Raw genomic sequence first — 22,831 nt, 5'->3', positions numbered from 1 at the left:
TTGTCATTATGAGTATCGGTTTTATCCTTGGACTGCTTTAGGCGGCCAACATGACGAGTACAGCACTGGATGCACAACTTCGGCGGATCCACGCGATGCATGCCTTCTTCTCACAGAAGAGATGAGTCACAGTCCTTCAGCAGGTGTGCGAATCGCTCAAACAGCTCTTTGATTGAACCAGAGATATATTCTGGTACACCGGTTATCTATTGGAGATGGACCGTCGTCAATTCCTCCTTGCAGGGGGTGGGACTGTCGTAGCGTTGGCGGGCGGCACAGCGGTCGCAGATGCAACAAGAGCAGATATTCTCGCTGATACCGAACTGACTCGAGGGGAGGGAGAAGCCAGAATAATAGCAAAAACAATTAGCCGTGAGTCAGTAGAGTATCTGGAAGCGACGAACACTATCAGAGAGAACAGTCACACCCACCCATTCAATACCTGGGCACGGAGAGAGTGTGCGGAAATCGGGGCAAACGAAATCGTCCCAGTTGTCGATGACCGTCTCGAAACGACAGTAGCGGGTGTTGGTTCAGGAGTCCGGTATCTGATTTTCGGCCCTGTCATTACTGTTGACCATACTGTTACCCGAGATAGAGACGGCTCGATCGTAAACGAACCCAACGTAACACTCGAACAACTCATTTCAGTGGCACCTCGGACAATAACGGTCACTGTCACCCTCGCCGGACAACTGCTCACAACGGAGTTTCCTGTCGGGGTAGGACACAATGAGGTATCTATCGACTGACTACAAGTAGTGGAGATCTCCTCTGTACCTATCATCTACGTTTTACGCGCACCTATTCCTGCGGCGTCTCAGCATGCCGATACCTTTATGTCAAAGCGCGTTGTTTGTTACCACCCACCAATCGGTGGATGATTAACCAATGGTATTCAAGAAAGTCACGCTCATCGGTCGGAGCAATGAGAATTTCGAAGGTGCTGTCGAGGACGCCATCGACCGAGCCGAAGCCACGCTAGAGGATCTCAAATGGGTCACTGTGGTAGACCAAGCAGTGGAATTAGCCCAAGCCGAACGAGAGTATCAAGCAGAGGTGGAGGTTGCCTTCGAATTACATGACGGAGTTGACGAATAGCACGTATTAAACCCAGCCGCCTACTGATTTCGGTCACATTTCCCGTGGTGGTCGAGGCCGATTGCTCTGCCATGTTAGGCAGAGTCGGTGTCAATGATGTTGTCAAGGGTTTTCTCGCCTTCCTCGTTTCCGTCTGTCTCCTCCAAGCCCGGCTGGTCATCCGAGTGGTTCTCACGCTGCTCTACTCTGTTTTGTACTGACTCATCGAGTCAAAATATCTCACCAGCTGTGGATTTCAACAAGGCTGCGTTGCTCAACCGGTTCTCCACACTTGGGTTCATATCCGGGACCTATATCGAGCGGCTCGATGAATCTCCACCGGTCCGAGTGACTAGGTGGCATGGCCGCCAGTCGCCGCTCTCAACCTCTCATAACACGCATCAAGCAGATCCAGGGCATCGAAATCCCGATCAACGAGCGTACCGTCCGCCGCTGCCCGACGCCGGTCAGGCCCACCGCAACCAAGCTACCACGCTCGCTAACCATGCCCACCCGCACCGCGTCAGTACCACTAATACTCCCGAACAACCGCACAAAAGCGAGGCCGACCTGACGACGGCCTCGCAGATACACCTACGGACGCTGAGAGGCTGATGGCGTCGTGAGCCATTTCAGACGGCGGGTACCGCTCAGCGTCCATCTACGTATCGTACGTCAACTGTTGTCAATGTTGGCACAACTCCATACCCGGTACTAGTGAAACAGATTATCCGAAGACAATCATACACCATTTTCTGTGGATTCGCGAGAAGTTAGTGTTGGATCGGTCGGTCTGGGCACACCTTCCGGGACGCTGAACAGCTATCGGACTGGCTCGAAGTCGTCGTTTTCCAGCAACTCTTGGGACGGTTGGAGGATTTCTGCGTGGACTGTCTTGCCCAAGGTAGTCATTGTTACTACTTTCTGATCTTCATCGAACTCAACAAGGCCGGCATCGCATAGGAGTGGAAGATGTGTATGATACAAGCTGAGCTGGACCGTCTCATGAGTAGGGCCGTCTCCGGTCGAGAAGCCCCCCGCAGCGATTGCCTCGGCGAGGGTGGATATCGGGACTGTTTCTCCCTCGGGCAGCTCGCGCAACGTTTGCCGACGAACCCCGTCAGCTAACGCTCGATAAATACGGTCAGCTTCCATTGTTGATGACATATTATCCTATCCACAATTATAAGCAACCTGGCTGAACTATCAAGCAGAAACATACGTTTAGTTCTCGATGGGAGAACTTCTAATGTATGTCAATTTACTCCAGTATGACGCTACAGTCCAATATTGTTAGTCTATTCGGTAGAGATAATTGACGTTGAGGAACGCGGTAGCACGTGCCCTGCCGCCGCTGCCGTGGCTGTTTGGTAGCTGCAGGAACCGGGAGCGACCAGTCCCAAATCCTGGTTCACAATGGGTGTGACGAACCACTCATCCCGGAATTTCTGGACAGCTTGGTCAAAGACGGTAAGCATGCAGCACAGTCGCTGCTTGAGGAATTGTAAAAATGCGGAACTCCCATCAGAGGGTTTCAGACCGAGTACGGTTCTTCGATCTCGAGACACGTACGTTCCAAGCGTCGGTGGGCCTCAGCATCGGCTTGGCCGGTGTGTGGTTGGAGTCAGATGATATTCCATCGTCAGCGTCCTAGTTGGGCATAATGACGCAAAGCGCCTTCATATATGGAATATGAGACTTTCAGTCGTTACCAAAATACAAATCGATGACGGGGGGTGATTAGTCTGGCGACAACCCTCAGCGGAACACTCTCAATCTGATATGTTTTATTAGATACTATTACGCAGACACCCCGAATTTGTGGGACAAGATAAACGGTCATGCTATTTGTGACTAATCCGGTCGCCGTCGTGCGATTAGGGCGACTCAGAGGCAATATTTTCTTGTATATATCTAACTCACAGCCATCCCGTCCCGTGATTTCGAGTTAGTATTCATTCGAAGAAATGACCTTACTACGAATATTATCTATCGAGCCGTCAACGGTCCCGATGTGAGGAAGGTCGAATGATCGCTAGAAATCATAATCAGCGTCAATTAACCGGTATTAGTTAGCACTCTGAGAGGTACGAGCCACAGCTGCTGATCGGACAGCGAAATAAAGCTAGCTACACGATCGCAACGCCAACGAGTACAGCACCAACCGGTAGCTGTCGCACTTGACGACTCGCCGACGCCCGCCATGGCTACCCAACAGATACCCTGGGTTCTAGCCACGTTGGTTAGCGACGCGCCGCAGCGAACGTCGACGGCATCGTTGATCACGGCTGACCTGACTCGTCGAAAAAACAATCGCGTCGCCGGTAGAGATCCCGAGTCGTCACGACAACCCAGACATCCAAACCGGATGGAGGGTGGCCCCTCTCACGTTGGTGAAACGTCGCGATACCTGTCGGTAGCCCCTCGACATCCGAGTCCCGATCGACGACCACACTGCCGCGCCGCTCCCATCATCGAGTACACTCACCATCGAGTCACCATGCTGGCCAGCTCTGTCTACCCGCACCCTATTACTACTGATGGCACTTTCGGACAATCTCACTAGCAGGCACACAAAAGCGAGGCCGGCCAGACGACGGCCTCGCAGGCACAACCGCGGACGCTGAGGTGGTGGCGTCATGAGCTACTTCAGACGACGGGCAGATCCCAGCGCCCACAGATACATCGCACGTCAAGCACTGTCAAGGTTACCACTAGCACGCGCGCCGGCAAGTCACACCGACAACGGTGAGCAAGTGACAATGCCAGATTTCATGCGTCAGGTGCTCACCGTCAGTCGGCGGATATGGACTCGACATACTGGGTCGAGGGCGTCGAAATGGACTCTGATGAGTACACACTGCGATTCGCTTTGGAAACTCTCAGTGCTCAGAGTCCATGTGGAGTATGAGTGCCTATCCCTATCAGTGTGAGGGCCCATCAGAGCGAAGGACCGGGTACCACCGTAGTGTCGTCAATGGGAACACCCAGCGATGAACAACCGTTCGCCCACCCAGCGCCATTGCTCAACGAGTACGACGGGGGACTCCATCAGTCAGTGGTGTCAGCGGCACAGAACCACTTGTCTGGTGACTGCTCGACGTCCTACAAGCTACTACGCTGACGATATAGATCGCCGCCGCGATGGGTCTACAACGGGATGCTATTCGAACGACGAAACCCCCGTCGCCGACGGTGACAGAGCGTCCAATCGTGCGCCTCTGACAGTTGGCTGGCAGACGGCAAACCGCTGGACGCCGGCAGTCTGCTACGCGCTGTCCAGTATGAATATCTGTTTCGTTGTATATTACGCCAACCTACACAGTATCGCCACCAGAACTGGGCAGCGACCGGAGATATTTCCGGATCAACCTCTCGGAGAACCATGCAGCGATACGGAGAGTAGATCCAGACGCCCGCAGTCGGTAAGGGTTGGTACAGGCCGACGGTGGGACGCTGGACCCATCTAGTCAGTGGTCGGGACTAGCCCATAAAACTACGCCACTGCAACATGTCGGTCGCCCCAGTCTACACCTGTGACGACAAGGGTGGATTCCAAGAATACTGGTAACTGCGGTACGGACGTCAGAATGTGGCCGGAATCCACAGACGACTATCGCCGGCACGCAAGGTAGTGCTTGTGGCTGGCTAGCCAATGGGGCTCGGGGTGGTGGCCCACCAAGAAGGGCCATGCAGCGATATGGAAAGTGGATCCCGATGCCCGTGTTCGACAGGGGATTAGGAGAGCGACCGCAAGGAATCGAACACAGACACCAGGATCCGTCTAGCCAGTGGCCGTACCTCCGTATAAAAGTGCGCCAGGACAGGCTGGTCGACAGCCCTCACGGCGGCCGTGCAACGACAGAGATGGCGTCTCGGAGTTGCGGTGATCGTTTAGGATACGATCCTAGAATCTGTGTGTGGCTCGCTCGTGCGCGAGGGAGACAGCTTGTACTCGGCCTCGATTTGCCGCCACCGATGGGCGACATCGCGCTGAGCCATCGGCTCACGAGCAGTGTCGAGGCGAGACTAAACGGACGACTCTCTAAACACAGCGGACGGTGGGACAGCTGGGACAGCACCAACCATCCATGACAATGGCTGTGGCCCAGCGCCCACGTGGGCGCTCGATGGCGTGGCTTGGTACGTCTGTTGCCAGCAGGTCCCGGGTGCGTGTGGCCACCAATAGCGGGGCACGGGAACAGACAGCAGCTACTACATGACCGTGCTCGCCTGGCAGTCGCTCTTCTCAGTCCTAACACGTTGATGGAGCGACTTAGAAACGGACTCTGGGCGGTTGTCACACGATAGGTTGGAGTACACTGACAGTCGCCCAGAGTCCATGTAGAGCATGCAGGGCCAGGCCTATCATTGTTGGGCCGGCCACGAACACGACGGCACCGGAGTGAGACGTCGAGCACGACTAGGCCGGTCACTTGAAGCGAGCAATGATACCACGTCACTTGCCACGTATACTGGCGATGATTCAGACCGAACCGCCACACAGCGGCGGGGACTGTGGGTCCTAGCGTCGCCGTCTGTGAACTGAGATACTGGACTCGAGCGATTCACAGACGGACAGGACCCAACTAGATAGTGGCGGAATCTCCGTGAAAAAGCTATGCCACGCCGGGGAGAACACGCGTTCCGGCATCGCCACTCCAGTGCGGTGGCAGGGATGGGCTCCGGGGCCAGGTATGATGGTAGTCTGGGAGAATCGCGCTTCCCGGAACCCATGTGTGGCTATCGCCCGCACACGGAATAGTGCTTGTGGCCGACCGTTCAATAGCGCCTAAGCGGTGGGTTACTGACGTCGACAACGCTGATGAGACAACCACGGGTGTTCTGCTGACCGATTTAGCTGACTAAGCGCACATAGTGCCGAAACACTACGGAGAGCCCGGCGGGTGAACTAAACCGCCGGACACGGGGCCAAAGGGGACAGGACTACTGCTGACGGGACACGTACCCGCATCTCACTAATTAGGTTGTATGCTTGAAAACGTTTCTTGCTATATATATTGTGTGGCTCTCGCTAGTCCTGCCGCTGTCATTCGATTTGATTCCAACAGTCAGCTGGCGCTGTTCGGCCGGTGAGTGGGGACGATCGGCGATGGCCCACGTCGACAGGCTGGCAACTAGTCATCGCCCACCAGCGTTAACTGACTTGCCCTGTGATATCTACGGACGGAACTGCGAGTCCACATTGAGTGTCCGAGCCACGCTCCGATTATGAAGGGGCCAATGGATATCGGACGACGTGCCGCCGATTGCAGGGCACGGTTCATTCGCGTGGTCGCCACGCGGGACACAGCACAGAGGAACTGTCTGTTCCGCAACAGCGACCACGTCAGTTATGAGAACTACCAATGACGGCGGCGACCGCAACCGAAGCGACACAGAGACATCCAACGACAGCTCGAGACTCATCGTCGAGTTCACTGTCCCCGCTGACACATTCGTTCTCGCCCAGACGCTACAGGCCGTTCCTGAGATTATCGTCGAACTCGAACAGTTCGTGCCCACGTACGACGAGGAATTCCCGTATCTGTGGGTCACAGACAATGGCAACTGTACCATCATTGAGGAACACGCAGCTGCCGATCCCACTATCGCGACGTTCTCGCGAGCGGCGGATCTCAATGGTGGCGCACTCTACGAGATCGAATGGGCTGATGCTGGGACTCCCTTTTTGGAGTGGCTCCAGGCCCACGACATCGTCGTCCTCGAAGCGGAAGGTAACAACGACAAATGGACGTTCAAACTTCGGGCTACGTCGCGGGCAATACTGAGCGACTTGCAAAGCTACTGCGACGACCACGACATCGCATTCGAACTTATCCGGCTCTACGAGTTGACTGATCCGAAGATCGGCCAGTACAATATCACGTCGAAGCAACGCGAGATACTACTGGCAGCGCTGGAACACGGCTATTTCGAGATTCCACGCGAGATGACGCTCAAAGAGCTCGGGGATACGGTCGGTATCACGAAACGGGCGGCGTCCGAACGACTCCGGCGTGCCCACACCAATTTAGTAAGCAATACGCTGCAGATTGGGCAACCAACAGGAGTGGGAATCAACGAAGACACCCCCTGAGGTCCATGGTCCTATTTAAAGAACGGACTCTGTTGAGGCGTCCTGTCTTTTGCCGTGAGGTGCACTTTCGAGATATGAGTGACAGGACAACCAATGTTGCTCGAGGACATGACCTAGCCGACGGAACTCCGGCCACCCACAGTCGGCTCGGCGAGAGTGAGTCCTGTGGCAACCGCATCGAGTTGCTCTCGAACCGGCGCTGCCGCTACGCCCTCTCGTGTCTCCAAGCAGCAGACGACGGTGTAGCAACTCTCCGTGAACTTATCGATTGGGTAGCCCGGCGAGAAGGAACTCAAGAGAACGAACAGTACGAGTCCATCGCCGTTGCACTTCATCAGGCATATCTCCCGAACCTAGCCGCAAACGGAATACTCGACTACGACATGCGAAGCCGCACAGTCCGGTATCACGGGCATCCAGACGTCGAACAGCTAGTGACACACCACGGCAGCACGGGCGGTGACGAACTGTGAATACAGACAGTGAACGTGTGGTACCTACGCACATAGAGGCGGCGACCAAGCAACTGGAGGCGGCGCTGGCCGCGGATGATACGGACTCAATGAAGTATCACCTCCGGCAGGCACTCCAGTACCGCTACGTTGAGGCTGCACGAGCGACACCGAGTAGGGAAATTGTGAATGAAGAGACGAGATAAGTCTCTACGGGTCATACCGAGACCCTCTCTGCCGGGAATTCGTCCAGCCATGCTGATCGAATGGGTTTCCCGCCCCATCAGCTCGCAAGCGGGAGCAACAAATTAGAATGGCGACACTCATCAACGCAACTATCCCAGCCTGTGAACTCGCACTGTCCGAGGCCTTCACCTCGCTCCCAAACCTCGAAATCGAAGCCGAACAACTCATCAAAGGGGGTGAGAACACCGTAATGCCACTCCTATGGGTTCGAGGTGTCGAGCCTGATGACTTCGAAGCAGCCTGTGAATCGGACCCAACAGTCGACGAATTAGAACTGTTGACAGCATTCGATGATGAACTCCTCTATCGCATGCAGTGGTTCGACCAGGTCAGTCTGCTCTTCCAGATGCTGACAAACGCGAAAGCCTGCCTACTCGACGCCTTCGGGAAGAATGGAACGTGGTCGCTTCGGCTCATGTATCCCTCCCGTGAGCATCTCTCCGAAACGAAGATGTTCTGCTCGGAGCACGAACTCTCGTTCAGTATCGAGGCGATTCAAGAGCTGGAGGGTGAGCCGTCCGGCCGCTATGGGTTGACGACGAAACAATATAGAGCGCTCGTCACAGCTGTCAACGCGGGCTTTTTCGACGTACCCCGAGAGGTGACGCTCCGTGAGGTCGCTACCGAGATGGAGATCTCACATCAAGCCTTATCGGAGTGTCTCCGTCGGGGCACCCACGCGCTCGTCGAAAACACCGTACTGATCGGGCCCGCTGAATCACATCCCTGACCCACGAGAGCTGATAAAACCTGTACTCTGTGCAGTTGGTTGCTGCTAAAATTTTGTGCTTCCTAAGAAACACCTGAAATTCGTGCGTAGAGAGTTCGGCTAACGCACGTGCCTTTCCAAGAGAGTATCGCGTGCGTATAGGCAGCTATCTCAAGGGGCGACTCGTTAGTGGACGCTCGTTCTGCCGACTCTGGGATGTCGGATTACACTTTAGTAGCGTGTGCAGTCTACGCATACGGGGTCTCTCTATCTCCTTTTGTTCTCGGCGATTCCCCAAAGGCTCTCCTCTGACCGCAGACACTTGATCTATAGCGAGCGAACTATCTCAGGGTCAGTAGTCCAAACGGCTATCGCTCTCTCGCATCATGAGACGGTTTCACTATCTCGGGCTCTCTGAGCGCTTAGTTTGCCTACCTGTGGATGCCAATATGAACTGGCACGAGAAAATGGGAGGTTTCCAACGGAAGGTTCAGTCCCGAGCAACCAGAACTGAAACCGTTGCTGACTCGAGAACGTCGTCCGTCGTGCTACCGAAGAATTGTTCCGTGATGGTCGACTCCTCGCTTTCCCCAACCACGATAAGATCGATTCCGTTATCGGCGCTATACTGGTGTATTGCGTCTTCCGGGACGCCTTCGAGAATGGCTCGTTTGGATGTAACGCCGGCCTCATCAGCCATTTGCTCGGCCTGGTTGAGCGCCTCTTTCGCGTCTTCATCGAGTGCTTCGGTGAGATCATCCGCAATATCTCCGACAGCAGCTGCGGACATCTCTACCCCAACATCGACGACGTGCAGGAGATGCACCGTCGCATCCATACTCGATGCGATCTCCATACCATGATTCAACGCTGTGACGCTTGCATCAGACCCATCCGTCGGGATCAGGATGTCATGGTACACGTTACTGTGGTATTAGATGAACAGCAAAAAACCTGTGCTACACGTGACTCGAATCCCATATTCGACCACTCTCGAAGAGAGCACAGTTTCAGGCATAGCTAGCGGCAGGATCCAGCCATATCCATACTCGAGCCTAATCTCGCCCAGCAGGAAAACACTGAAACCCTCCTCGAAGGCATTGATCCGAGTTCCTCGCCGCTGGATTTCTTCGCGAACTGCCGGCAGGACAAGGTGATTGTGTGACGGAAATACAACCACGCATTTCGTGGCTCGACCGCTCATCCGTGATTAGAATCATAACAATTAAATATCTTTTGGACAAACGTATTCTTACCGATTGCTGCCGGGTTTTACGGTTGGTCCCAGTGCCCGGTGAACCTCGCCTTCGCAACCAATGAGCGAACGCACACAAACCCAGCAACGAGCCAACGAAGACGAACAGACAACGGAATCCACCTCGACAGCCTGCCCGGAGTGTTCCGGGACGCTCGTTGTGGACGACGAACACGGCGAGACGGTCTGTGAGGACTGTGGGCTCATCGTCGAGGAAGATGAGATCGACCGCGGCCCCGAGTGGCGCGCGTTCGACGCCAACGAGCAAGACGAGAAGTCCCGCGTCGGCGCGCCGACGACGAACATGATGCACGATAAGGGCCTCTCAACCAACATCGGCTGGCAGGACAAAGACGCCTATGGCAATTCGCTGTCAGGCAAGCAGCGCCAGAAGATGCAGCGACTGCGCAAGTGGAACGAGCGCTTCCGCACGCGTGATTCGAAAGAGCGGAATCTCAAGCAGGCGCTGGGCGAGATCGACCGCATGGCCTCCGGGCTTGGCCTGCCGAAGAACGTCCGTGAGACGGCCAGCGTCATTTATCGCCGCGCGCTCGACGAGGACCTGCTGCCGGGCCGGTCCATCGAGGGCGTCGCGACGGTCTCGGTGTATGCCGCCGCCCGACAGGCCGGTGTCCCACGCTCACTCGACGAGATCACCGAGGTGTCCAGGGTCGAGAAAGACGAGATCGCCCGCACGCACCGCTACGTCGTCCGTGAACTCGGATTGGAAATCGAACCTGCCGACCCCGAGAGCTACGTCCCGCGCTTCGCCTCGGATCTCGAACTCTCCGAGGAGGCCGAACACCGCGCCCGCCAACTGCTTCAGAACGCCAAGGAGCAAGGCGTCCACTCCGGAAAGTCGCCGGTCGGCCTCGCCGCGGCCGCGGTGTATGCCGCCTCGCTGCTGGCCAACGAAAAGGTGACACAAACGGCTGTCAGCGAGGTTTCGGACATCTCCGAGGTCACGATCCGCAACCGCTACCACGAACTGCTCGAAGCTGAGCAGAGCCTGCCCATTGGGTAACACTCATCCTCGGCTGGCGTGGGATGCACGGGCATAGTCACGAAGCGCACTAGAACTTGGTGACAAACGAAGAAGCGGGGACCGTCCGGCGATTCGATAAACAGAGCTATTGAGGTCGTGCTGCATATCGAAAACATTCTTGTCGACGTAATCGACGAGCGTCACTAGTGAGTTCGAGCCAGCGCCTCAAATGGTAACTGCGCGCAGTGGGGGAGTTTCAATACGATTCGACTTTCACGCCGTCAAGCACTTCGAAAGCAGCCGTATTTTGCGTCCCGACAGTCGCCCCGAGGTCTTTTGCGACGGCCGCGATTGGAAGATCGCCAGTGAGGGTATTGAGTTTGTCCTGATTCAGCTCCTCATTGGCGCAGGTCCGCTTCCATCTTCCCGGCGGCAATGACATGATCGAACCGAAGGGGATAATGGTCATCCATTCGAACTTCGTGCGCAGTTCAGCAGGGTTGAGCTGTCCATGTATCGCTCGCCCAGCCACGAGCTCCTTCGTGTTCAGCCACCGACGGTCGTGACTACTATCTCCAATGGCACGACGGTGTCTCGATTGCTGACCGACCGAAAACAGCCCATCCCATAACAATTCGGAGAAGTACAGCGATTACGACCTCACAGCGAAACAAGCCAATCTTGAGGCTGGATAGCAGAGCTCTACGGCAGTATATCGACCGTCTTAGCGGTTTTCGACCGTCAACCCTAAGGTTGGAATAGTAACACGAACTCCGAAGCCTAAGGTTGGAATAGTAACAATTTCTTTTGTAGTATCTCAGAAGACAGTATTCGCCAGTTTGAAACGCTGTACGGCTACATCTACGTCTCCAAGATCCACAACACAATCTTGAGGCTGGATGTTACGGCCGCAATCCAGCCCTACGCCGCGCTTCGGAATTTTGTGGCTCTCATACCGATATCTGTACCTCGAAAATCGTCCAAAGGAAGGGTGGGGTACAGGTGTGAAGCCAGTGTGTTTCACGGGCCGACTGCAAAACGCGCCGAGAGCGAATAACTGTCGTACCTGTCAGAATCGAAGAATACGATGTGAGTGATGAGGAGTCATCTGGTGGATCTGTCTCACCAGATGAGACCGGCATAGCAGATTCACAGATTCGGACCTACCGTATTATCCCAGAATGCTTGGACTGCTCGACCACCACGCTGTGCATGACGGTCACGTGCCGTCGGTTCCAGCAGACACTGTCTGGATGACACCGACGTCCCCATTTCGAGTGACCCAAGCTGTCTGCCACACTCGTTGCGGCCAGCATACCCATCTACGGGAGCTCTCGAAACATGTAGCGTGACAGTGCGACACCACTGACCAGTAGAAGACCGACCATATTCACGACCACCGTCGCACGAACCACGAGCCGACGTCGCCGACAGACGTGATCGAACTCACACTGCTACCGGTACGACCAGAATCCGTCGACGCCAGCAAGCCCACCGATAAGAGCACCGACCGGCGGTTGTCGCATCTGGCGACGCATCGAAGGACGTCTTCGTCGTCGCGACCCACTCGACACCCAGGTTCGCTCCCCAACGGTGGACAGCGATACATGCGGCCGACAGTAAAGAGATCGTTGCCGACGGCGTCGACGTACTCGGAGACAAGACAGACACCCGAGGTCAGCAGGATAGCCGGGCACCCCGCCAGTCGAGACGATGGACACCCTACTGCGTCAATCGGTACCGTCGACGAGGAGTGCCAGACGGTAGCTGCCGATAGCCTCCTATAGCAGTACCACACGCCGGACTCGCCGGTCGCAGGCTGACTGCCGATCGATTGTGCTCGACGGCGCCGTACAGCGGCCGTTTCAGCCAGATGTCTTGCCGGACAGAGAGTACTGAGCTACCTCGTGAACTCCCTCGAACGTCGAGGAGTATCCCGATGGACAGCGACGGTCTCCCGTAGGAGTACGTCGCTAGTTACACTGTGAGGTTGTTGCCACATTTCAGATAGGTCGCGTATCGCGTCGCAGATGCTTCGGCGTCGCCACGCTTGGGACTGTCCCGATTCTCGCTGACCGTTTGTGCTTGTAGTACAGCCTCCCCTCGTGGGTCGAAGACAGCGTAGTGTCGTCATCAGTTGAGGAGCACGTACTCTCGTCGGCGAGAGTGGCCCAGACCGTGACAGTTCCACCACCGGAACGGCCATCCCGTCATGTCCGCACTAGCGGGCTGGGGGAGCTTCCAACGCGGGCACCATAGCTGGGACCGCGGAATCACGGTCAACGCTCATCGAAATGACACAGCGTCAGCGTCGTACCCATCAGCGACATCAGAAACATCAACGACGTAGCACGTGTTCGCTAATTCAGTACCCGAAGAGAACTGGAGGGCCATCGTCGCTTACTGCCGTCATAGAGCTGCAAGTGTCACTCAGGCGGTCGGGGACCCTGTCTCCAACTCGACTAAGGAGCCACCAGTCCTGTGAGTAGACTGCTGGTGCTCGTAGGACTGTTGTCTCGGTTGTGCTGCTCGCTCGTTGTGACCACTTCCAGGTCAACTATCTGCCAGAGATGCTAGTTTCACGGACAGACGGCCGAAACAGCCGTTAAAGAGAACACGAGTCCTAATCGTTTAGTCGGTGTATTCTCGCTTGAACACGAGCGCGTAGTGATACGGCGGAAGGTCGACAGTGGCCTCGAGAACGAACCTCGCCGTATCGAGAACTATTTGCTCCGTTGTTTCAGGAGACATTCGTAACTCGGTCGGCGGACCACGCGGCGTCCCGCGAATTGTAGTTGCCTTCCGTGGGGAGTCCTCCCAATTGATGACAACGAACCGGCCGCCAGGGTGGAGTGATTCGAAGGCTTGCTGGACGAAGGCAGCTGTTTCGTCGATGCCATGGAAGGTGTTCGCCATCAAAACGACATCGACGGGTTCTGGGAGTTGGTCCGATAACTGTCGAGCGTCGCCGTTGATTGTGATGAGATTCTCGATACCTTGTAGGGCAGCAATCTGTGAGAGCTCTGCTAACAGAGAGTCGTCGATATCTAGCGCATAAACCGACGCAGGAGCGGCGACTCGAGCCGCTGGGAGCGCAAAGTAGCCGTTTCCGCAGCCGATTTCAGCAATCGTGTCTCCCGATTTCAGACCGAGTTCACGGAGTGTTTCCCCGGGAGTCGGCCACAGTCGTCCCCACCAGTCCCAATCGGGCTGTCGTGTGTTCTGAAACCGTTCCATAGATTGGATCGAGAGTCCATGAGTAAAACCCTTTCCTCAGACTGAGAGCGCCGTTTCCTTGAACTGTGTACCATTCGCAGCTCACGCGGTACTACCCAACAGTCGGGCCTTGAACCAGTTATGTCGGTAGGAATTTGCCGCGGTCATCGTCAAGTTGAGCTATCGTCACACCCCGGTATCGAGGTGTATCAAGTATGTCGGGTGTCAGAGGTATCGGCACTCGTTCGGGTGTCCTCAGTGTATCACGCTCCGGTCGGGTGTCCCCCTATTATCGCACTGATTCAGTTCCGGGTAGAGTGGGGACATAGAGGGTCGAAGCGATTTCGCTTCAAATCAGAACATAATCGACGGACGGCACGACTTCGGGGTACTTCGAAGCGGGTTTCGAAGCGGCTTCGAAGCGGGATTTTGAGAAGGGCGTTGGCCCCCGCTTCGAAGGCCGCTTCGAACCGGGGCCAATCCGGGTCAAACCTCAGGACGAACGAACCAGACCAAGGCCGCTGACTATCCCTAAGCGACCTGATACTCGGTCCCGGCGTCTTGGCGATAGTCGCCTTCAACGAGCGCACCGACATCAGTCAGTTCGTCGATGCGCTTCGAGATAGTTCGCCGGGAGACGGCAAGACAATCCCGGCCGTCGGCAGCCGCCAGATCGACGGCTTCGGAGACAGTGACAGCCTCGCCGTAGGTGAGGAGACAGTCGTACAGCGCGCGAGCCCCCTCGGAGACGTCGAGGTCCTCGGGGTTAGGGTGGTCGCCCTCGATAGCTGTCTCCTGGTCTCTACGGAGTGGCGTCAATTCGCCGTCTGCTCGGAATGCGAGGTCGGTTGCCAGCTCGTCGGGATCGAGCACGACGAGGTTCCAGTCGTTGCAGTCGACCGTCTCGTCGTTGAATAGTCGCTCGGGAATCACAGGCTGCTTGACTGGCCGCCATGCCTCGGGGTCGTCAAGGTCGCCCTCGGTCTCGGGATACGCTTCGACGTCTTCGTAGATAGCATCACTATCGTCGAACGTCGCCAGCTCGCGGCCCTCGCTGTCCGAGAGGATGTACACCTCTCGGTCGGCGTCGAACCGCCACACACTGTTGTGTGCGTCTGCTGGCCGGAGCATACGGTCACCATCGATACGGAGATCGCGTCGATTGTAGAACCGGCGGTCACCCTCGGAGTCGCCGCCGGCTAGCAGCGGCGGGTCCGAGAGTGCCCCCTTGACACGCTGGGCGGCGTCAGGCCGCGCGACGAATAGACATCGCTCGTCACGATCGACGGCCTGTGCGAGGTTCCTAATCGTCTGGCCCGGCTTGGTACTTGTCTCGCACTCAGCCTCAACGCTAACTGTCTCGCCGCCTGTGAGCCGGTCGAGTGTCGGGTAGTCCTCGGCGAAGTTCTCGGCCACAACACGCGTCTCAGCCAGAGATAACGCCTCCACGTCGACGTCTCGCATCGGTTCAGGAGTAGCACGGGCATCTGGGAGGCCGCCGTTACCATCCTGCTGCACGATGTCGACGCAGAGGCCGAGGCGGGTCAGCGGAACGTAGCTGTCTCGAAGTAACTGCCGATGCTCCAAGCCGCCAGCATTCTCGTCGTCGCCGCTAGCGAACACCTCGCTCTGACCGCGGTCAGTAGTACGAAGGTGAGTTTCGCCATCGCGATGATTCCGATCGAGAAGATCCTCGGGGACTCGTTCAACAATGTCCCACACGTCGGCGATACCGTCACCCCCGGCGTCGAGATAATCACGAATCCGGGCCTCGGCGTCGCCCTTCGGGACGAACCCACCAGTCTCGAGGTCGTCGGCATGGATGCTCTCGTCGAACACGGCTTTCAGCACAGCCCGCTCAGCGGCCTGGTCGTCGCGACGGATGTCGCCATCGTCGGTTTCGACATCGCTACCCTCGCCGTAGAAGTGACTCGCCTGCCGCTGCTGGGCGGGCGACTCGGCTTCCTCACCGTACTGCTCGACGCTCTCGCGTTTCAGCTGCGTCAGCTTATCATCGGATAGCCCAGCTTCGCCGGATACTCGTTCCCGAACGTCGCCAACTGGCGGGAAAGCATCAACCTTGTACGAATGGGTCAATTCGTCATCGGCGTCGTGGGTCCGCATGTAGAACCGATATTTCGAGAGATTCGTCAGATCCGCTTGCTCGACGTCTCGAGAGTGCTGGCCGGCGATGAGACGTGCGTCGTCGCGCCCGCCGGGATTGAACGAGATGAACGTCTCGCACTGATTCTCGATGGCCTTCTGCACCCGTTCGGGGAGTTGATTCGAGGGGTTCTGACACGAGAGGGTGAGACAGAATTCGAAGGCTCGCGCTTCTGAGAGAATACTCGCAATATCAGTCCGTTCCGAGACGATACTGTCGAACTCGTCACAAATCACGTAGAACGGCGGTGCGTCGGTGTTCTCCCGAACTGCAACCCACGCCCGTCGGATAAGCGCCGTCGCGAATAGTCGCTTCTCTGTCTCTCCTGACGACGGCGCGTTTCGCACGACGACGACCTTTCCCTCACGCACGACGTCACGAATACTGACTGTCGACTCTCTCGCCGCGATCAGGTCCCGAATCGCGTCGTTCTGAATCCACTGGTCAAGCCGGCCAGCCAATGGTTCGAGATCGGCGTCGTCGAACCCCTCGATCCGTTCTGCTGTCCGCTTGATAAACTGGAGCCGTTCCCGATCCATCCATTCGGTGAATCGCTCGCGGTTTTCCTCGGCGGTGCAGAGCGCCGCGAGGTCCAACAGCGTACACGTCTTCCCCGATTTCGCCATCCCACGGATGAACGTCCGCACGACGCGGTCCATCCGAGCACCCCAGTAGTTGTCTTGCCCACCAGCGAGTGCGACCATACTCGCGAGATCATCACACAGCGCTTCGACAGTCGAGGCGAACTGTCGACTGTCGGGGTCGGCGTCACTGGGCACTTCCAAGAAGTTGAATCGTACCTGCTTATCGAACTCGTCAGTGAGATCGACAAAAACGAAATCCTCGCGGTCGCGGTCATCGGGCCACTCACGGACGAACTCGTCAGCATCTTTCCCCTTCGGGTCGAAAATCAGCGCGCCATGCCCCCGCTGCATGACCTGGCTAGCGAAGTTGACCAACCACGTTGTCTTGCCTTTCCCTGTTCCGCCGCCGACGAACTGGTGTGTTTCGAGAGTTTCGGGCGTCACACCAGCTTCAACGCCGTGCCGACTCCCGAACCCGTACCAGTAGGGGTTGCCCACTGACGATTCGTCGAGCATCGCGACCTGCTGGACGTCATCGTCAGCCCCGGCGACATCATGAGCTTGAAAGTCGAAACGCGGCGTTCCCGGCGGAATCCCCTCGCCCGGCCGGGACATCGACCAACGCATCTTGTTCGTGGCAACGTGGTCTGCCTCGGGAACGTTCAGCAGTCCCGACACCTCGCGTTGAGCCTTGACGATACCCTGGTCGGCCCACTCTCGTTCAGCCGCTTTCTCGACGACGTTGCGCAGTTCGCGGCCGTCGAGTGGATCAGGGACGAACGTTTGCTCGGCGTTGTTCTCGTAGAAGTTCCGGAACATCCCGGCAGTGCTGCTAGCCCGAGAGATTGCAACGTCGGGATCGTCAGAGATGGCGAACACGCGAAGGCATAGCCGCCAGCCTTTCTCACCTTGCTGTTCTTCCAGAAGCTTTGCCACCTGTTTTTCGACCTTCGAGGGCGGATACTCGATGGTCTCCCGAGTGAACACCCGCCACTGTTTCTCGAACGTCGGTTCCCGGAGGTTCATCGCCAGCGACTTGATACTCGGATCGCCCCGGACTCGCTCGTCACTATCGTCGAGGACGCCGTGGCCATTCTCGATACCGTCGGTCCAATCTCGCTGGGCGGGCTTGAACTGGATTTGGACGACGACGTCGGCATCGGTCGCATCCTCGGCCTGCTGACCGACCATTTCTTCAAGGATACTCCCCATCGGGTCGGTGGTGAACCCAGGGAGGTCCACGTTCTTGATCGGGTACAGTGTATAGCGCCGGAGCTGTAATCGCGCCCCGGCGATGTGTCGGCCTTCGACGCCACTCCCGGAGAGTAACTCAGAGGAAGTTCGCGAGAGCTGTGAATCTGGATACTGCGAGGTCAGCTGTCGTTCGAGCGGGCCATCTGTGCGATCGTCGCCAGCAACGTAACGAAGCGACAGTACCCGGTCGCCGCCGTCGTTAGGCCGGGTGTATCGCACTTCGAACGAGTGGGCAGGGCTGATATTCTCGTCGCTACCACGGAGAAGCCCCGACGATGTTTCGACAGAGTGCAGCGACTCCAGAACGCTGTCCATCGCTTCAATCCCGCCGTTATCCGTATGTGGTCGTACCGAGATCGCGTCGCGCTCACCGGGCGAAGTCAACGCCTCGGCGAGGTCAGCGTCAACCTGCGTAGTTTCGTAGCCCGATGTCTCCGTGTCAGTCGTCGAAGCGAAGCGGTCGAAAAGTCCCATTACTCTCGCCCCCCGTTTTCACCGGCCGCCTCAGCAGGCTGTGAGTCGTCACTCTCACCGTTCGAGGGAATAGCAGTTCCTTCGGCCATGTGTTCGACAAAGTCCTCTCTTGCCGTGCCGTGGCCGCCCGAGTCTCTGCGAGAGTAGGTCAGCACTCGATCTTCCAGCGGCGTCGCCTCGACGTAGCATGGGATCCAGCCCTCGATATCCTCAGCATCGATAAGGCATTCAGAGTACCCCCGGCCCTCTTTCCCACGAACGGCTATATCCTGCACGAACTCCCGCTGGGCGCTGTTGAGCCCGAACTGAGCGAGGACATCTTCGTCAACTCGTGGCGTCCGGAAGAAGTGCACCGTCGAACACTGCGCCCGAATCGTGTCCCGAGCGTCGGTCTCACTCTCCCCTGAGACGAAGTCCTTCGGCGACTGGCTGAGGAACCATAGTGAGGCGTCATACCGAGCGAACTCCCGAGCAGCCTTCTGCAACCAATCAGCCGTTCGGTCGGCATCGAGAAGCACATGGGCCTCGTCGAACATACAGACGACCTCGCCATCGGTTTGCTTGATTTTCTCCCGTACTTGCGAGAGCATCAACTGGAGATTCGCCGATTTCTCGGCGTCATTACTGCCGCCGACAGCGTGCAAGTCGAGGTACGCCATGTCCACGTCGTCGTCTAGGAGTCCCAGTTCATCAGCTCCGAGCAGACTCGCGTACTTCCCACCCTCCTGGAACGACCGAAGTTTCGTCAGGAGTTCGCCGACCTGTTCGAGATGCGTCTCACCCTCATGACCCTCACCATCGGCCATCGTGTACTCCTCAGGGTTCGAGGTCATATCTGTCAGCGTCTCGAGGAGATCCGCGAGATTCGGGTTCCCGGCATCAAATGTCTCGGGCTGGCCTGGTTCGATGCCCGCATTTGTGAGTGTTCGTTCGGCCGCCTGGGCTAGCAGTGGCGCGTACTCCCCGGCGTCGGCGACATCATCGGCTCGAAGCAACCCAACCAGAAAGCCGACCGTTTCCTCAACGGTCATACGGAACTCGTCGGCACCCTCAGCACGGTGATCAGGCGAGGGTTCGATACGGAGCGGGTTGACTGACTGATTCCCGTCGACGACGATATGCTCGCCGTCACAGAGTTGCGTTAGCCCGTCGAAGCCGCGTTGGGTATCACACACGATGAGCGTTCGATCCTCGCGTTCGAGATACCACCGGAGCGCTGCCTTCGACGCTGAGTAGGTTTTGCCCGACCGGGTCTGTCCAATCGTCAGCATGTGCGGCCCGCCGCCGCGCTCAAACGGTGAGAGCCGGAGATGCGACCCGTTCTCCTCGTTGCGCCCCCAATCCATACCCGTCGCTTCGCGCTGGTCGAGAGCGGCGAAGGGGAACATCGACCCGATGACAGCGCCAGGGACGAGCCGGTCTTTCTCTGCTGGCGTCTCGGCGTCCCACCGATTGCCCGTCAACGGTGAGGCCGCACGGAAAGCACACTCTTGGGCAGCACCGGGAGCGACGGGTGTCGTGTTCGCCGGTGCGCCAGTCAGCGTATCGCGTACCGTTTCGCGGGCGGTCTGCAGAGCTCGCCGCTTTGCTCCCTCGACATTGTCGAACGTTGCCAGTTCCTCGGTCGCCGCGTCAAGTGCATCTCGGTCATCGGCCCGGACCACGACATACGTCGAGAGCCGCCACGGTTGGGAGGGCGTCTGGCGGAACAGTTCGCGCAGCTTGCGGGTCGCTTGTCCTGCTGTCTCCGTATCCATCGCCGTGATGTCCCGTTCTTCGGCGCGCTCCTCTCCCTCGGAGCCGATATCGGCGGCCTTCGCCCCTGCCTCATGGACGCCGTTGTCGAGGGGGACAGGCTCAGCGTTGACCGTCACATCAACGTCGACACCCCGAAGCGTGCAGAGGTCCTTGAGCCAGAGACTCGCTGTCTCCGTGGGATATTCGGCCAGCCACAGTGCCGTTGCGTACTGGTCGCCGACCTGCACCCACCCGTTTCGAGGATCCCACGTCTCGGGTTCAACTACTCGGGCGAGACGATCGGTGAGGTCCCCGCTGTGCTCGCCGTCCTGACCGTCGGTAAGGAGGTCCCCAACGAGTTCATTAGGAAGCTCGTCATCGCGCCCCCAGTACTCGCGCGCTACGGTCAGTGACTCGTGGGATGTCGGGTTACGCGTGTCTAAGCCCGTGACACTCCCGATAGCGGCCCGGACAGTCTCAACGCGGTCGGCCAGCGTCGCCTCAATTGCACTGTCGGAGACTGCGTCGGCATCAGCCAGTGGGTTCAGCATATCGATGAACGACGGCTCATCGGCGCTCATCACTGCGCTCGCATCGGCCTCGACGACAACGTAATGCCGCCAGTCGCGGGCCTCCCAATTCGGTGCGTCGGCCTCGGTCAGCCAGTCGGCGACGTCAAGCAGCACCGACTGTTGTAGCTCATTGGTCTCTGGATTGAGGGCACGTTGTTCGTAGCGCTCGGCAACGTCATCGACATCAACCTCTCGCGTCGTCGAGTAGAATCGAAACGGCATGTCGGTCAGCTGTTCATCGATCGCTGACGACAGTGATGCCGCAAGCCTGTGCCGCTGGTCGGCATCGAGCATCGCTGTGTTCCGCGGTTCGATCGGAACCGGCACGACGAATCGGCCGTCGTCCATTTTGAGGAAACCGCGCTCGGTGACACCAGATACGCCCGTTACGTCGGCAAGCACGTCATCGGGACTGTCGAGGTACTGCCGCCGGAGATGTGACGACCATGCCGAAACGCGGCCACGTGGTGACGTATAGGCCCGGTCAGAGACTCGGAGGTAGGTCCCAGTTAGGCCTAATCCAAGGCCTCCAGCGAGACCGCCGATAGTGAGCGTTGGCGACGACGTCGCCATTCCAACGCCACTCCCGGCGAGTGAGGCCACAGCTGGACTGTAGGCCTTCATATCGCTCCACGTGTAGCCGCCGAGTAGTTCTGGGTCAGTGTCCACTCGCGGCGGGACTAACTGACCGGGGTCTTTGCGTGTCTGTTCCGTCGTCTGAGAGTTGTTACTCATGGATTTCTGTAAGTAGAGGATTAGTATCGTCCATTGAGGGCTTCGATACGTCGCTTCCTGCTTGTGTTCGGAGTGCTATTCGACGAGGCCTCGCTGTCAGGCGACGACAGTGAAGACGCCTGTCGCGCCCCAGGTTCCGGTGAAGGCGTGTAGTCGTCGGGAACCGACCGAGCAGCGCTGGCCCCGTCACTGCCTCTCGACCATGTCGGCGATGGAACCGATGACGGAGCAGCTGTCGCCGCTCGGGACCGGGCTGACGAGGCGTAGTTACTGGCTGTCCCCGCCGCGCCACCAGCCCGGTCTCTCGTAACCGAAGCTGAGGATTCGGCGACTTTCACGCCCGGTGTCCCGAGGACGGTCATCACTTCGGGCACGAAGTTGCGGCCGATGACGACTGGAACGCCGACAAAGGCCACACCGAGGCCGACCGCCGACCCTAGCAGCGAAAGCACGGCGTCACCGACACCGCCGGCCAGCGACCACTCGCTATGAAAGACGAAGAAGGCGATACAGGCTTGCACGACCTTCGCGCCGGCGACGCCGACGTACATCGAGATACCGATACCCGACGCGGCGTTCGCAAACCCAGAGTCCGACGGTCGGAGCGCCCACCAGATCGGCCAGCCGGCGACGGCCGCGATGAGCACAACATGCTCGACGAATACGACGACAATCGCCGTCGCGACGAGAGTAGCTTGAGTCAGCAACAGCCCTGCGCCGACGAGGATGCCGAGCCCAAGCTTGCCAATATTTCCGGGCGTCGACAGTAGTGCTGAAGCGTTCGGGGCCAGCGCCATCGCGATAGAGTCGGCGAGGTGCAGGCCGCCGATTGCGACCGGCCAGCCTGCAAGGATGAGGACACCACATTTCCCAATCTCGCCGAGTTTCGCTTTCGTTTCTCGTCCCGAGAGGGTGCCCTGGACGCGCATGGCCTGAAAGACGAGGAGTGCGAGGGCCAACGGGACGAGTGTCCAGTACAGCGCCCACGCGCCCGACCAGAGGCCAGCCTCCGGTGGGCCCCATGATGCGACCTCACCAGCACGCCCCGGAAGGCGGATGCCGAAGACGAACCCGTTGAACGTCTCTAGAAGAGTCGTCACGCCGCCGACGACCGAGTCAACCGCCCACTTGACGAGCGACTTCACCGCCGCCGCTATCGGTGACGGAAACAATTCGCCACCGGCGTCTCCGGCCGTCCCATTCGTTGCGTTCGACGGCGACGGTGGCGGCGTCTCTGCTGGCGTCGGTACAGAAGAAGTGTCGGGCAC

14 protein-coding genes are annotated in these 22,831 nt (G+C 57.9%); 7 read left to right on the top strand and 7 right to left on the bottom strand.

Features of this window, described 5'->3' with window-relative positions:
- Positions 1-215 precede the first annotated feature (215 nt).
- Both EGH23_RS17985 and EGH23_RS17980 read left to right on the top strand, forming a co-directional pair.
- The gene (locus tag EGH23_RS17985; protein WP_220581361.1) at positions 216-752 is read left to right on the top strand and encodes a hypothetical protein; all 537 of its coding nucleotides are present in this window, start codon (positions 216-218) and stop codon (positions 750-752) included.
- A gap of 139 nt (positions 753-891) precedes the next feature.
- Positions 892-1,101 carry a dodecin gene (locus tag EGH23_RS17980; protein WP_220581360.1) on the top strand — a complete coding sequence of 70 codons (210 nt, stop codon included), beginning with the start codon at positions 892-894 and terminating at the stop codon, positions 1,099-1,101.
- Between the two features lie 801 nt (positions 1,102-1,902).
- On the opposite strand, the gene EGH23_RS17975 is transcribed toward EGH23_RS17980, so the two are convergent.
- Positions 1,903-2,235 carry a DUF7344 domain-containing protein gene (locus EGH23_RS17975; protein ID WP_220581359.1) on the bottom strand — a complete coding sequence of 111 codons (333 nt, stop codon included), beginning with the start codon at positions 2,233-2,235 and terminating at the stop codon, positions 1,903-1,905.
- Positions 2,236-6,340: 4,105 nt separating this feature from the next.
- On the opposite strand from EGH23_RS17975, the gene EGH23_RS17970 reads away from it, so the two are divergent.
- From EGH23_RS17970 to EGH23_RS17955, 4 genes are all read left to right on the top strand, one after another.
- On the top strand, positions 6,341-7,180 hold the full coding sequence (locus EGH23_RS17970) for a helix-turn-helix domain-containing protein (protein WP_220581358.1): 840 nt from the start codon (positions 6,341-6,343) through the stop codon (positions 7,178-7,180).
- Between the two features lie 74 nt (positions 7,181-7,254).
- The gene (locus EGH23_RS17965; RefSeq protein ID WP_220581357.1) at positions 7,255-7,653 is read left to right on the top strand and encodes a DUF7344 domain-containing protein; all 399 of its coding nucleotides are present in this window, start codon (positions 7,255-7,257) and stop codon (positions 7,651-7,653) included.
- Entirely contained in the window at positions 7,650-7,838 is a 189-nt protein-coding gene (locus tag EGH23_RS17960; protein ID WP_220581412.1) for a hypothetical protein, read from the top strand. The genes EGH23_RS17965 and EGH23_RS17960 overlap by 4 nt, the downstream gene beginning before the upstream one ends.
- Before the next feature lie 107 nt (positions 7,839-7,945).
- Positions 7,946-8,608, top strand: a complete 663-nt coding sequence (locus EGH23_RS17955; RefSeq protein ID WP_220581356.1) for a helix-turn-helix domain-containing protein — start codon at positions 7,946-7,948, stop codon at positions 8,606-8,608.
- Positions 8,609-9,077: 469 nt separating this feature from the next.
- Here the strand turns inward: EGH23_RS17955 and EGH23_RS17950 are convergent, their stop codons facing one another.
- Positions 9,078-9,509 carry a universal stress protein gene (locus EGH23_RS17950; protein WP_220581355.1) on the bottom strand — a complete coding sequence of 144 codons (432 nt, stop codon included), beginning with the start codon at positions 9,507-9,509 and terminating at the stop codon, positions 9,078-9,080.
- Positions 9,510-9,903: 394 nt separating this feature from the next.
- Here EGH23_RS17950 and EGH23_RS17945 point away from each other — a divergent pair, with 394 nt between their 5' ends.
- Positions 9,904-10,866, top strand: a complete 963-nt coding sequence (locus EGH23_RS17945) for a transcription initiation factor IIB (protein ID WP_220581354.1) — start codon at positions 9,904-9,906, stop codon at positions 10,864-10,866.
- 217 nt (positions 10,867-11,083) lie between these two features.
- Here EGH23_RS17945 and EGH23_RS17940 read toward each other — a convergent pair whose 3' ends face one another.
- From EGH23_RS17940 to EGH23_RS17920, 5 genes are all read right to left on the bottom strand, one after another.
- Positions 11,084-11,296, bottom strand: coding sequence for a type II toxin-antitoxin system VapC family toxin (locus EGH23_RS17940; protein WP_220581353.1), 213 nt, complete (start codon positions 11,294-11,296; stop codon positions 11,084-11,086).
- A 2,162-nt stretch (positions 11,297-13,458) separates the two neighbouring features.
- Positions 13,459-14,064, bottom strand: a complete 606-nt coding sequence (locus EGH23_RS17935; protein ID WP_220581352.1) for a class I SAM-dependent methyltransferase — start codon at positions 14,062-14,064, stop codon at positions 13,459-13,461.
- Between the two features lie 510 nt (positions 14,065-14,574).
- Complete coding sequence (locus EGH23_RS17930; protein ID WP_220581351.1) at positions 14,575-18,519, bottom strand: DUF8128 domain-containing protein; 3,945 nt, start codon at positions 18,517-18,519, stop codon at positions 14,575-14,577.
- A complete protein-coding gene (locus EGH23_RS17925) occupies positions 18,519-21,563 on the bottom strand; it encodes a VirB4 family type IV secretion system protein (RefSeq protein ID WP_220581350.1) in 3,045 nt (1,014 codons plus the stop codon). The genes EGH23_RS17930 and EGH23_RS17925 overlap by 1 nt, the downstream gene beginning before the upstream one ends.
- A 20-nt stretch (positions 21,564-21,583) precedes the next feature.
- Positions 21,584-22,708 (bottom strand): TrbL/VirB6 family protein, encoded by a 1,125-nt coding sequence (locus EGH23_RS17920; RefSeq protein WP_220581349.1) that lies wholly within the window; start codon positions 22,706-22,708, stop codon positions 21,584-21,586.
- Between the last annotated feature and the right edge of the window lie 123 nt (positions 22,709-22,831).

Source organism: Haloarcula nitratireducens, assembly GCF_019599505.1.
Note: the sequence above shows the minus strand (reverse complement) of the source record. Positions and strands in the feature narration are given on the sequence as shown.